Annotated in this window: 10 protein-coding genes; 5 read left to right on the top strand and 5 right to left on the bottom strand. The window is 68.1% G+C overall.

From position 1 onward, the window contains the following. Window positions 1-10 precede the first annotated feature (10 nt). The gene (locus MKP08_RS13830; protein WP_241554329.1) at window positions 11-1,396 is read left to right on the top strand and encodes an MATE family efflux transporter; all 1,386 of its coding nucleotides are present in this window, start codon (window positions 11-13) and stop codon (window positions 1,394-1,396) included. A 3-nt stretch (window positions 1,397-1,399) separates the two neighbouring features. On the opposite strand, the gene MKP08_RS13835 is transcribed toward MKP08_RS13830, so the two are convergent. Continuing rightward, a complete protein-coding gene (locus MKP08_RS13835; RefSeq protein WP_241554330.1) occupies window positions 1,400-2,290 on the bottom strand; it encodes a CoA ester lyase in 891 nt (296 codons plus the stop codon). 122 nt (window positions 2,291-2,412) lie between these two features. Between MKP08_RS13835 and MKP08_RS13840 the strand changes: the two genes are divergently transcribed. The 4 genes from MKP08_RS13840 to MKP08_RS13855 are packed head-to-tail and all read left to right on the top strand — an operon-like array spanning window position 2,413 to window position 7,345. Continuing rightward, the gene (locus tag MKP08_RS13840; protein ID WP_241554331.1) at window positions 2,413-3,033 is read left to right on the top strand and encodes a CerR family C-terminal domain-containing protein; all 621 of its coding nucleotides are present in this window, start codon (window positions 2,413-2,415) and stop codon (window positions 3,031-3,033) included. Continuing rightward, a complete protein-coding gene (locus MKP08_RS13845) occupies window positions 3,030-4,202 on the top strand; it encodes an HlyD family secretion protein (protein ID WP_241554332.1) in 1,173 nt (390 codons plus the stop codon). Before MKP08_RS13840 ends, MKP08_RS13845 begins: the two co-directional genes overlap by 4 nt. 3 nt (window positions 4,203-4,205) lie before the next feature. After that, window positions 4,206-5,795, top strand: coding sequence for a DHA2 family efflux MFS transporter permease subunit (locus tag MKP08_RS13850; RefSeq protein ID WP_241554333.1), 1,590 nt, complete (start codon window positions 4,206-4,208; stop codon window positions 5,793-5,795). After that, entirely contained in the window at window positions 5,795-7,345 is a 1,551-nt protein-coding gene (locus MKP08_RS13855; RefSeq protein WP_241554334.1) for an efflux transporter outer membrane subunit, read from the top strand. The genes MKP08_RS13850 and MKP08_RS13855 overlap by 1 nt, the downstream gene beginning before the upstream one ends. Here the strand turns inward: MKP08_RS13855 and MKP08_RS13860 are convergent. From MKP08_RS13860 to MKP08_RS13875, 4 genes are all read right to left on the bottom strand, one after another. Then, entirely contained in the window at window positions 7,342-8,589 is a 1,248-nt protein-coding gene (locus MKP08_RS13860) for a geranylgeranyl diphosphate reductase (RefSeq protein WP_241554335.1), read from the bottom strand. The genes MKP08_RS13855 and MKP08_RS13860 overlap by 4 nt on opposite strands. After that, window positions 8,582-9,880 carry a BCD family MFS transporter gene (locus MKP08_RS13865; protein WP_241554336.1) on the bottom strand — a complete coding sequence of 433 codons (1,299 nt, stop codon included), beginning with the start codon at window positions 9,878-9,880 and terminating at the stop codon, window positions 8,582-8,584. The genes MKP08_RS13860 and MKP08_RS13865 overlap by 8 nt, the downstream gene beginning before the upstream one ends. Further along, entirely contained in the window at window positions 9,877-10,800 is a 924-nt protein-coding gene (gene chlG / locus MKP08_RS13870) for a chlorophyll synthase ChlG (RefSeq protein ID WP_241554337.1), read from the bottom strand. The genes MKP08_RS13865 and chlG overlap by 4 nt, the downstream gene beginning before the upstream one ends. Before the next feature lie 80 nt (window positions 10,801-10,880). Next, window positions 10,881-12,278 (bottom strand): helix-turn-helix domain-containing protein, encoded by a 1,398-nt coding sequence (locus MKP08_RS13875; protein ID WP_241554338.1) that lies wholly within the window; start codon window positions 12,276-12,278, stop codon window positions 10,881-10,883. Between the last annotated feature and the right edge of the window lie 3 nt (window positions 12,279-12,281).

Here is a 12,281-nt window from a genome sequence, read left to right on the forward strand (position 1 = left end):
GGCCGCTCGCATGAGCGAGACGGCCAAGCTGACCCGCGGGAGCATTCCCGGCCATCTCGTCGGGCAGACCGCGCCGATGGTGATCGGGGTCGCGGCGCTCATGTCGGTCGGGCTGATCGACGCCTATTTCGTCGGCCAGCTCGGTGGGGCGGAGCTGGCGGCCATCTCCTTCATCTTCCCGATCACGGTCGCGCTCTCCAGCCTGGGCGTGGGGGTGATGGTCGGGATCAATTCGGTCGTCGCGCGTGCGCTGGGCGAAGGCGACAGCCGGAAGGCCGCGCGACTGGGCAATTTCGGCATTGCGCTGGCGCTGGGCATCGGGGTGGCGCTGGGCCTGAGCCTGTTCGCAATCCTCGACCCGCTGTTCCGGCTGATGAATGCGGACGCCACCACGCTGCCGCTGATCCGCGCTTATATGCGACCCTACGCGCTGGGCCTGCCGCTGCTCCTGCTGATGATGGGCTTCAACGGCGTGCTGCGCGGCCAGGGGGAGGCGCGCAAGACCAGCTATCTTTCGCTCACCTACGCGGTGGTGAACTGGGTGCTCGACCCGATCCTGATTTCGGGCGCGCTGGGCTTCGACGGCTTCGGTATCGCGGGCGCGACCTATGCGACGCTGATCGGCTGGGCCATCGCCATCGTCGTCGCGGCGTGGCTGGTGCATCGCACCCCGCTGAAGCTCGATCCCACCCTGCTGAAGAATTGCGACATCGGCGCGACGCTGGGTGCGATCGCGCGGGTGGCCGCGCCCGCCGCCTTCTCCAACGCGATCAATCCCATCGGCCTGTCGGTGCTGACCGCGCTGGTCGCGGTGGAGGGACAGGCCGCAGTCGCCGGGTTCGGCGCGGCGGGCCGGTTGCAGAGCTTCGCCGTGGTGCCCCTGCTCGGCCTCTCTGGCTCGATCGGCGCGATCGTCGGACAGAACTGGGGTGCCAATCAGCCCGACCGCGCGCGCAAGGCGGCGATTGGGGCGGGCGCGTTCTGCGTCGGCTACGGGCTCGCCATCGCTGTGCTGCTCTGGTCCTCCGCCCGCTGGTTCGCCGGGATCTTCACCGAAGAGCCTGCGGTGATCGCCCAATTCGCGCGCTATCTGACGATCGCCGCCTGGGGCTATGCCGGGTACGGGTTGCTGATCGTGGGCAACGGCGTGCTGAACGCGGTCGACCGCGCGGGGCTCGCGCTGGCGCAGAGCTTCGCGCGGGTGTTCCTGGTGATGATGCCGTTCGCCTGGTTGCTGCGCGGCAGCTGGGGCTCCGATGCGATCTATGCGGGCGAGCTGGCCGCGAACGTCGTCGGCGGAGCGGTCGCCACGGGCATCGTGTGGTGGGTGCTGCGCGGCCGCCCCGACCGCCGCTATCGCGACGATGGCGCGGAAGAGGCTCCGGCCGCCGCCTGAGCGCTAGTCCCGCTCGGCGCGTTGCAACAGCCGCTGCGCGCGCGACAGATGGGGGCGGTCGAGCATCCCGCCCTTCCAGCCGATCGCCCCGGCGTCGGGGTTGGCGGCGAACAGCTCCACGATCTCGCGCGCCTCGGCGATTTCCTCCTCGCTCGGCGAGAACGCCGCGTTGATCACGGAAACCTGTGCCGGGTGGATCGCCAGCATTCCGGAGAAGCCGCCCCGACGGACCTTCTCGGCCCGCGCCTTCAGCCCGTCGAGATCGCGAAAGTCGCCGTGGATCGTCTCGATCGCGGGCAGACCCGCCGCCGCGGCCCCCAACAATGTCATGCTGCGCGCGAGTTCGAAGGTGAAGGAATAGGACCCGTCGGGTTCGGTATTGCTCGCCGCCCCGACACTGTCGGCGAGGTCTTCCGCGCCCCAAGTCAGCCCGACGAGACGCGGCGCGCCCTTGTAGTCGCCGGTATGGAACATCGCCTCGGCGGTTTCGGTGATCAGCACCACGACGGGCGTGCTGCCCCGCTCGATCCCGTTCGCCGCCTCGAACGCGGTGAGGTATGCGTCGAACCGCTCCACGTCGGCGCGCCCGTTCACCTTGGGCAGCATGATGCCGCCCGGGCGGCCGGGCATGATCGCGACCAGATCGTCCAGCGTGTGCGGCCCGTCCAGCGGATTGACGCGCACCCACAGCCGCTCTGCCTGCGCCGCGTTGTCGGCCAGGAAATCGGCGACCAGCGCGCGGGCATCGGCCTTCGCGCCTTCCGCCACCGCGTCTTCGAGATCGAGCAGCACGATATCCGCCTCCCCGTCGCGCGCCTTGTTCATCTTCTTCTCGCTATCGCCGGGGGCGAAGAGCCAGGAACGGGCGGCGAGCGCGGGGGCGGAGCGGGTCATGTTCTATCCTCTCGATCTGCGTCGCACATCTCTAGGGCGGCGGTTACGCGGGGCCAAGGGGCGCGCAAAAATGCGCGGCCCCATCTTGACTGTTCGATCGAACGAACTACCTGCGCCGCGCAATGGTTCAGAATCGTCTTCTCGAGACCGCGATCCGCGAATTCGGCGCAAAAGGCCGCGATGGCGCGTCCACGCGCGACATCGCCGCGGCCGCCGGTACCGCCATGTCCTCGATCACCTACCACTTCGGGGGGAAGGACGGTCTCTATCTGGCCGCCGCCGACCACTTGGCCGAGCGAATGGGCGAACTGATCGAGGACCTCGCCATCGAGGATACGATCGCCGCCGCCGATCCGGATGCGGCGACCGATATGCTGTGCGAAATCCTTTGCCGTATGGTCGACAAGGTCACCCACTCCGATGCCGAGGGCATGTTCATCGTGCGCGAGCAGATGAACCCGACCGAGGCCTTCGACCGCATATACGAAACCCAGATGGGCCGGTTCTGGAGCCAGATGACCGAACTGGTGCGGATCGTGATCGATCGCCCGGCCAAACGCGAATGCCGCATCGTCGCACTGACCCTGTTCGGCCAGGCGATCGTCGTGCGGACCATGCGCGCCGGGTTCGAGCGGCTGATCGAGGCCCCCGTCTCCGACCCCGATGTCATCGAACAGATCAAATCCGAAATCGTGGCCAATGCAAAGGCCATTCTCACCAGTCGCCGGGAGCAGGCCGCATGAGTGAAGATACCCAGAACCAGACCGAAGATCAGCGCGAGCAGGATGCGCCGCAGTCGGAGCAGGACACATCCAGCTCCGAACAGGATTCGTCCAAGTCCGAAACCGGGAGCGACGAAGACAACGGCAAGCGTCCGCTGTTCAAGCGGCCGCTGTTCTGGATCGGCTTCGCGATCGTCGCGGTCGTCCTCATCGGCGGCGGGCTGCTCTACTGGCTCCACGCCCGGCAATACGAATCCACCGACGACGCCTATGTCGAGGCGCATATCGTCCAGATCGCGCCGGAGATCGGCGGCACGCTGGACAAGGTGATCGATGCCGACAACCGGCATGTGAAGGCGGGCACGCTCCTCGCCGTAATCAGCGCCGACAGCCAGCAGGCGATGGTCGGCGAACAGGAAGCCAATCTGCGCCAGGCGGAAGCGCAGCTGACCGAGGCGCGCGCGCAGGTCGAAAGCGCGATCGCCGCCCGCAACCAGCAGGCCGCGCAGGCGAACGCGCCGCAGGCGGATGCCGCGAAGGCCGCGGCCGATCTGCAGCGCTATCGCCAGTTGCAGAAGATCGATCCCGCAGCGGTCGCCGGGCAGCAGCTCGACCAGGCGCAGGCGCAGGCGCGCAGCACGGCGGCGCAGGCCGCCGCCGCCCGCCGCAACGTCACCTCCGCCGATGCACAGATCGCCGTCGCGCGCAAGCAGGTTACTGCCGCGCAGGCCGTGGTCGAGGCGCGGCGTCAGCAGATCAAGCAGGCGCAATCCACACTGGGCGATGCCGAACTGCGCGCGCCGATCGCGGGCCAGATCGCCAATCGCAGTGTCAATATCGGCTCCTACGTCTCGCCCGGCACCCCGCTGATGGCGATCATCCCGGACAAGATGTGGGTCACAGCGAACTTCAAGGAAACGCAGCTCGCCCTGATGCGGCCGGGTCAGCCGGTGTCGATCAAGGTCGACGCCTATCCGGACGTCGAATTTCACGGCTATGTCGATTCGATCCAGCGCGGTGCGGGCCAGGCCTTTGCCCTGCTGCCGCCGCAGAACGCGACCGGCAATTACGTGAAGGTAGTCCAGCGCGTTCCCGTGCGGATCGTGTTCGACACGAAGAACGGCCCCGATCCGCGCAACTATCCGATCGGCCCGGGCATGTCGGTAATTCCGACGGTCAAGGTGCGCTGAGCCGTGGCCGAGGCCGCCGCCAGCCAGGGGTGGGATCCGACACGGTCCGCCGCGGGGAAGATGAACCCGTGGCTGATCGTGGCGATCATCTCCATCCCCACCTTCATGGAGGTGCTCGACACCTCGATCGCCAATGTCAGCCTCGATCACATTGCGGGCGGGCTGTCGATCTCCACAGACCAGGCGACGTGGGTGCTGACCAGCTACCTCGTCGCCAACGCGGTCGTCATCCCGATTTCGGGCTGGCTGACCAACGCCGTGGGGCGAAAGCGCTATTTCCTCATCTCCATCGCGCTGTTCACCGCCGCATCGTTCCTTTGCGGGATCTCGCCCAATTTGCAGACGCTGGTCATCGCCCGCGTGTTGCAGGGCATAGGCGGCGGCGGACTGGCCCCGGTCGAACAGTCGATCCTGGCCGATACCTTCCCGCCCGAAAAACGCGGCATGGCCTTTGCCGCCTTCGCCATTGTGGTGGTGGTGGGGCCGGTGCTGGGCCCGACGCTGGGCGGGTACATCACCGAATATATCTCGTGGCACTGGATCTTCCTGATCAACGTGCCCGTCGGGATCACGTCGGTCATCCTCGTCTGGCTGTTCGTCGACGAACCGGAACAGGTGAAGGAAGATCGCCGCCAGATGCTGAAAGGCGGGCTGAAGATCGACTATGTCGGCGTGGCGCTGGTCGCCCTAGGCCTGGGCTTCCTCGAATATTTCGCCGACCGGGGCGAGCGGCTCGACTGGTTCTCCAGCCCGCTGATCACCGCCTCGGCGATCATCTCGGCGACCTCGCTGATCGCGCTGGTCATCTGGGAGCTGCGGGTGGACAACCCGGTGATCAATCTGCGCCTGCTGAAGAACCGCAATTTCACCATGACGCTGGTGGTCATGCTGATGACCGGCCTGGTGCTGTTCGCCACCACCCAGATCATCCCGCAAATGCTGCAACAGGTGATGGGCTACAGCGCGCTCGACGCCGGTTTGGCGCTGACCGCGGGCGGTTTCGCCACGCTGGTGGCGGTGCCTTTCGCGGGACGGCTGGTGGGCAAGGTCGACGTGCGGTTCCTGATCGGCGGTGCGCTGCTGGTGCAGGCCGGGGCGCTGTGGCACTTCTCCCACTTCTCGCCCGATATCAGCTTCTGGGATGCCGCGACCGGCCGCATGTACCAGGCGGTGGCGCTGCCCTTCCTGTTCGTGCCGATCAACGCCGTCGCCTATATCGGCCTGCCGCAACGCGCGACCGCCCAGGCATCCAGCCTGCTCAATGTGGCCCGCAACCTTGGCGGCACGCTGGGGATCGCGATCTCGCAGACGACGCTGGCGAACCATCTGCAGCTGCGCCAGGCGGAGCTGAGCTATTCGCTCAATCCACTCAACCCGGTCTATCGCGACTGGCTGGCCCAGGCGGAGCGGATGTTCGGCGATCGCACCACCGCGCTGGCCGTGATGTATCAGCAGATGCAGCGACAGGCGGCGATGCTGTCCTTCATCGACGTTTTCCAAACCCTCATGGTCATCGTGCTGGTGGTGACCCCGTTCGTCTGGCTGATGCGCCCGGCGACCTCCTCCACCGCACGGGAAGGAATGGGCCACTGATGCGCAAATTTCTCGCTCTCGCCGCCACCGCGCCGCTGGCGCTCGCCGCCTGTACGGTCGGCCCCGATTACGATCCGCCACGGCTCGACGTGCCCGCGAATTTTGCCGAGCCCGCGCCGGCGGTCGGCAGCGATGTCGACCCGGCGCATTGGTGGACCGCGTTCGGCGACCCCGAGCTCGACAGCCTGATCGACCGCGCGCTCGACGGTAGCCCCTCCATCGCCGTCGCCGCCTCGCGCATCCGGCAGGCCCGGACGGAGGAAATCAGGGCGCGCGCGGTGGGCAAGCCGACCGTCAACGCCACCGGCAATGTCAGCCATCTGGAATTCTCGAAAAATGCGGGCCTGTCTTCCCTCGCCCGCGCGTTCGGCGGGGGTTCGGGCGACCAGTCGGGTGGGAGCACCGGCAACGGATCGTCGCCGTCCACCGGGATCGCCCTGCCCGGCAGCGGTATCACCACCTATGCCGTCGGCTTCGACGCGCAGTGGGAACTCGACCTGTTCGGCGGCGGGCAGCGCGGCGCGGAAGCCGCTGTCGCGGCGACGGAGGCGCAGCTGTGGAACGCGCGCGACGCCGCCGTCACGCTGGTGGCCGAAGTCGCGGACGCATACTTCGCGCTCAGGATGGATCGCCAGCAGATCGCCATCCTGAACGAAGAGATTGCCAGCCAGGAACGCGCGATCGAGATCGCCAATCACAACGCGCAGGTCGGCCTCTCCCCCGAAATCGACGTCGTCCGCCAGCGCGAGAGCCTGACCCAGCTGCGCGCCCGCGTACCGCAGCTGGAGGCGGATGCGCGCGTGCGCGTCCATGCATTGGGTATCCTGATCGGCAAGGGGCCGAACGCGGTTTCGGGCGAGCTCGCCGGACCGCTACCCGAACTCGCACCCGTCCCCACCGTGCCCACCGGCCTGCCGTCCGACCTGTTGCGTCGTCGCCCCGATATCCGCGCGGCGGAGCGCAATCTCGCCGCATCGACCGCGCAGGTTGGCGTGGCGGTGGCCGACCTTTATCCCAAGTTCAGCCTGACCGGCATCGCCGAGCTGATCTCGACCAGCCTCTCATCTCTCTTCAGCACCGACAGCGTACAGTTGCAGGGCACCGCGGCGGCGATGTTCCCGGTGCTCGATTGGGGCACGCGCAAGGCGACCGTGGCTTCGCGAGAGGAAGACCGGACGCAGGCCTATTACCAGTACCAGATGACGGTGCTGCAAGGGCTGAAGGACGTCGAGGACGCCCTCGCCAACATCGCCGCAGAGCGCCAGCGTAACGCCGCGCTGCGCAGCGGGGTGGCCGACGCGATGCGCTCCGAAAGCGCGGTCGAGGCGCAGTATCGCACCGGGCTGGTGTCCCAGTCGCCGCTGCTCGATGCGCAGGCCCGCGTGCTGCAAGCGCGCGAGAACCTGGTCGCCAGCGACGCGCAGTTGCGCCAGCAGACCGCCGCGCTGTTCAAGGCGCTGGGAGGTGGCTGGTCGGAAGACACGATCGACGTGAACAGGGGCCGCGGCGAGCCGATGGCCGAGCCCTCGCAGCAAGCGAGCGAAGGCTAGGCCGCCCGGGCCGTAATATCGTTGTCCTGCTCGGCATCCGAAGAGCGCCAGCGTTTCCACCAGCCGGGCACGAGATTGGCGATATTGGTCAGCAGCAGGCGCGCATGCGCCGCGTGCTGTGCCTTCACCATCCGTTTCTGCGTATAGGCGATCCAGGTCAGCCGCTGCACGTCGGCATCCTTGCACAGCGCGACGAACCGCTCGCGCAGCCAGTCGCTGCGATACCAGCAGGCCTGCAGCAGGCCGAGCACGCGGAACACCTTGCCATGTTCGGCGAGGAAGGTTCGGCGCACGCCCGCCAGATGCCGCGCATCGCCGGTCGCCAGCGCAGTAGCGACTGCCGCCGCGCCCATGCGTCCGCAGGTGAGCGCATAGTAGATGCCCTCTCCCGAAGCAGGTGCGACCACGCCCGCCGCGTCGCCGACCAGCAGCACATTGCGGCCATTGTCCCAGTGCTTGAGCGGTTTCAACGGAATCGGTGCCCCTTCGCGGCGCACGGTCGTGACCACATCCTCGGTCAGCCCCAGCTCGTCGCGCAGCTGCGCCACCGCGCCTTTCAGCGAGAAGCCCTTGCGCGCGGTGCCGGTGCCGATGCTGACCGTGTCGCCATGGGGGAAGACCCAGCTGTAGAAATCGGGCGACAGGTCGCCGCGATAGATGACGTCGCAGCAATCGGGGGCGACCGCGTCAGGTCCCCTGGCGGAGACGATCTCGTGATAGGCGAAGACGTAGCGGCTGCGCTCCTTCGGCAGCGCCTGCCGCGCGACCTCCGACCGTGCGCCGTCGGCCCCGATCAGATAGCGCGCCTCGACGATCGTCGGTTCGGCGTCGCGTCCCGTGCGGTAGCTTACCGCAAGCGAGCCGTCGGCCAGCTCTTCCAGCTTCTCGAACCGCCCGTGTCGCAGGTCCGCCCCGGCCGAAGCGGCCCGCTCGCGCAGCCACGGATCGAACGCGGCGCGATCGACCATGCCGACATAGGCACCGGGCAGGCTGTCGGCGATGGTCATGGTCACCGTGCGTCCCGACGGCGCGACGCAGCGCGCGGCGTCGATATGGGCGCATAGCTGGTCGTCGGGAATCTCGAAATCGGCGATCGCGCGCGGGGGAATCGCGCCGCCGCACGGCTTGATCCGGTCGCCCCGGTCGAGCAGCAGCACCTTTGTGCCCTCGCGCGCCAGGTCCCACGCGGCGGTGGCTCCCGCCGGACCGCCCCCCACGACCACCACATCGAACCGCTCAGCCATTGCGCACCACCTTTCCGACCGGCCCGATCATCGCGCCGATCCGCCACACCAGCAGCGGCGCGGCGACGAACAGCACCGCCTCCAGCACGAACACCGCGCCGTAGGCGGCCACCGGCGTACCGATCCGCGACCCCACATCGAACAGGACCGCACCGGCGAACCCGCCGCCACCGAAGGCCACGGCCTGCGCCGCGCCCCATATGCCCATGCGCACGCCCGCGCCGTCCCCGCCCTTCGCCAGGGCCATCATCAGCGCGATCGCACTCGCGGCGAAAATACCGTTGCCGAGGCCCAGCGCGGCGAGCGCGGGCCGCAGCCCCGCTTCGATGCCCGCGAACCCGGTCGCGGCGAGCGAGGCCAGCGCGCAGGCCGACAGCACGCAGCCCGCGAAGGTCACGATCTTGAGCGCGCGGGCAGAACCGCCCGCCCGCCGGGCGAGCCAGGCGGCGATACCCATCCCGACCAGCGTCGCGCCGTTCTGAACCGATGTGAGAGCCGTGGTCGCAGCGGGTTCGAGGCCGAACACGCTGCCCGCGAACGGCTCCAGGATCAGGTCCTGCATGCTGTAGGCCAGCATCGAAGCGAAGATGAAACCGGTGAAGACGCGCGCCTCGCGGTCGGCCCAGACCGCCGCGAACGCCTCCCTGAAGGGTGGCTTCGCGGTCTGCGGCAGCGCGGCCCCGCGCGGCTCGAGGCCGCGCATCGCGAGCCATGCCGCCCCGAATGCCACCAGTGACACCGCCCCGCTCGCCAGCACGAGGCGACGGAAACTGAACGGATCGATCGCGATGCTGACAGCGACGGTCGTGACGACGAACCCGGCGATCATCATCGACCACACCAGCGCGGCGGCCGGGCCGCGACGGCGATCCTCCACCCGCTCGGCCAAAAGGGTCAGCAGCGCGGTGCCGCCCATCCCCACGCCGATGCCGATCAGGGTGAAGGCGAATATCGCGAGCGCGAGCCCGGTCCTGAACTGGGTCGCCGACAGGGCGGTCGCCAGCCCGGCGAGCGCGCCCCCCAGGGCGAGGATCGCCATGCCGCGCAGGACATGGGGCGTGCGCCGCGCTCCTCCGTCCGACGCATGGCCCCAGCGCGGGCGCAGGATCTGCAAGGCATAATGCAGCGCGATCAGCGCGCCGGGAATGCTGGCGGCCAGTGCCAGTTCGACTACCATGATCCGGTTGATAAGCGAGGTGGTGAGAACCACGATCGATCCGAGCGCGGCCTGCACCACGCCAATGCGCACGATCGCGCTCCAGCCGAATGTTGCGGGTGCGACCCCGCTCATCCGCCCGCCCCGTGGCGCAGCGCGACCGCCGCGACCATCATGCCGGCGACGAACAGCGTTACGCCGGTGCCGTTATACCAGGGTGCGAACCGCTGCGGATCGCGCAGCAGGCGGCGCATGAGCGCGAATTGGCCGATCACCAGCGCGCCGATGAGCGCTGCCGAGATCGGATGCCCGGCCAGCGCGAGCAGCGCCACCACCACCATTTGCGGTACGGCCATGACCGCGCAGGCGGTCAGCGCGGCACGGCGTACGCCCAACCTGACCGGCAGAGAGTTCACCCCCATCTGCCGGTCGCCCTCCACCGCCTTGAAATCGTTCAGCACCATGATGCCGAGCGCGCCAAGCGAATAGAGCGCGGCGAAGGGCACCATCAGCGGGCGCGACAGCACCGCTTCCCCACCCACGATCAGCGCTCCGGTGAGCCATGCGAGCCCCTCATACGCCACGCCGGTTACCGCAGCGCCCAGCCACCCTTCCGTCTTGAAGCGGAACGGCGGGGCGCTGTAGGACCAGCCAAGCGCCAGCGCGAGCACGGTCGCCACGAAGACGCCCCGCCCCAGGCCGAGCCCGAACAGGAGCGCCGCAATCGCCATGCCGATGGCGATCCACAACGCCCAGCGGCCCGGCACGCGGCCCGATGGAACCGGCCGGTCGGGCTGGTTGATTGCATCGACGTCCCGGTCGAACCAGTCGTTCGCCGCCTGCGAACCGCCGCACACCAGCGGTCCGGCCAGGATCGCCCCGCCCAGAACGGCCAGCCACGGATAGGATGACGAAGCTGAGCCCCCTGCCGCCACCGATCCGCACAGCAGCGCCCATACCGGCGCGAACCAGGTGATCGGCTTGATAAGTTCGAGGGCTGCGGCGGCGCCGGGATACGCAACGTCTGGGTGGCTCGGGAGTCGCGTCTGCGCCATGAGGAGAGACTACTCCCGCCCCACGGTCTGTCAACTTCGCTGTACGATTATCCGTGTCGGAAGATTGGACAGTAGCGACGTCAGCCGTCGTCCGAGGTCTCGCCGTTGTCGGAGCCGATCCCGTGACGATCGATCTTGTCGTAGAGGTTTTGCCGACTCACGCCCAGCATTTCGGCGGCGGCGGCGCGGTTGTTCGCAGTGAGTTCCAGCGCCCGCCCGATCGCCGCGCGTTCGATGATGTCGGTGGTCTGCCGCACGATTGCCTTCAGCGGCATCCGTCCGACGCTTTCCTGGATATCGACCGCCAGGGCATCCTCGTTGACCGGCTTCTTGCCTGCGGTCGAGCGGATCAGCCGGGGACGGATCAGGAAGGTAAAGACGGGCTCGCCGCCCGACATCACGCGCGCGCCGTCGACATCGACCTCGATCGGGTCGTGACCGTCGACCGGCACCAGGCTGGCGAAATTGTGGAACGCGCCGTGATCGCGCAGTTCGGCACCCATGATGGCGATGTCGAGCCCGCGCGAACCAAGCAGGTCGTCGAGCGGTCGACCGATCAGCGCCTCCGGCGAAGGAGCGGCCACGATATGGGCGAAGGGCGCGTTCGCCTGGGTGACGATGAATTCGCGGTCCGTGGTGACGACGCCGTAAGGTAGGCCGGAAAGGAATTCGAACGAGCCGGCCTCTTCGACTGCTCCGCTTCCTTCGGCGAAATGCAAGAGGATCTGACGGCCCGACCCGGCTTGATAGGGCGCGGCGCGGATCGTCTGCTCGCTGCCGTCGCGCATACGCACGGCCAGCGCGGCGGACCGATATCCCGCCCTGGTACGTTCGAACAGGCTGGCAAGCCGATCCCGGTCCTCTTCCGCGAAATAGTCGAGGATTTGCCGCCCATGCAGCTTGCGCGCGTCCCCATCGACGATCCCGGCTGCGCTATCGGAGATTTCCTCGATCCGGTTGAGCGGTCCGTCGAGCGTACACACCGCGATATCGAGCAGGTTGAGCAGCGAGCGGTAGCGCGTATCGGCGCGGCGCAGGCGGGCGAAGGTCAGTTCCAGTTCGCGCTGGGCGGCGGCGAAGCTGCGCTGCGCGTCGGCCAGCCGGCTATCCTCGCGCCCCGCTAGCAGCATCCGATCGTCGCTCAGTTCGATTGATCGCATGGAGACAGGCAGGTCCGCCCCACCCTCCACGGCGAAGTTGACCTGGCGCCACTTGCCCGGCGTGCGGTTGACCAGCAGGTCGCGGACCTTGGGCTGGGACTCCTTGGTCACCAGCTCGTAGATGGACCGCCCTTCGACCTGGTGGGCCACCACCCGATCGAAGCCGGGGAAGCCGCAGGCGATGTCGAGTACCTGGCCGCTTGCGGAATCGACCACGAACGCGAGATCGGAAATGAGCGCAAGGACGCGGCCGAAGAACTCTGCCCCTTCCCGTCCCATCAGCTCGTGCGGGTGGCTGAAGTCTCTTACTCTCGCCATAAG

Origin of the sequence: Erythrobacter sp. LQ02-29, from assembly GCF_022576075.2 — a bacterium.
In the GTDB taxonomy this organism is placed as follows: Bacteria; Pseudomonadota; Alphaproteobacteria; order Sphingomonadales; family Sphingomonadaceae; genus Alteriqipengyuania.

What these genes read in the sequence shown, in the direction of transcription:
- MKP08_RS13835 (WP_241554330.1), bottom strand. Translation starts at nt 2,290, where the DNA reads ATGACCCGCTCCGCCCCCGCGCTCGCCGCCCGTTCCTGGCTCTTCGCC.
- MKP08_RS13840 (WP_241554331.1), top strand. Translation starts at nt 2,413, where the DNA reads ATGGTTCAGAATCGTCTTCTCGAGACCGCGATCCGCGAATTCGGCGCA.
- MKP08_RS13845 (WP_241554332.1), top strand. Translation starts at nt 3,030, where the DNA reads ATGAGTGAAGATACCCAGAACCAGACCGAAGATCAGCGCGAGCAGGAT.
- chlG (WP_241554337.1), bottom strand. Translation starts at nt 10,800, where the DNA reads ATGGCGCAGACGCGACTCCCGAGCCACCCAGACGTTGCGTATCCCGGC.
- MKP08_RS13875 (WP_241554338.1), bottom strand. Translation starts at nt 12,278, where the DNA reads ATGGCGAGAGTAAGAGACTTCAGCCACCCGCACGAGCTGATGGGACGG.
- MKP08_RS13855 (WP_241554334.1), top strand. Translation starts at nt 5,795, where the DNA reads ATGCGCAAATTTCTCGCTCTCGCCGCCACCGCGCCGCTGGCGCTCGCC.
- MKP08_RS13830 (WP_241554329.1), top strand. Translation starts at nt 11, where the DNA reads ATGAGCGAGACGGCCAAGCTGACCCGCGGGAGCATTCCCGGCCATCTC.
- MKP08_RS13865 (WP_241554336.1), bottom strand. Translation starts at nt 9,880, where the DNA reads ATGAGCGGGGTCGCACCCGCAACATTCGGCTGGAGCGCGATCGTGCGC.
- MKP08_RS13860 (WP_241554335.1), bottom strand. Translation starts at nt 8,589, where the DNA reads ATGGCTGAGCGGTTCGATGTGGTGGTCGTGGGGGGCGGTCCGGCGGGA.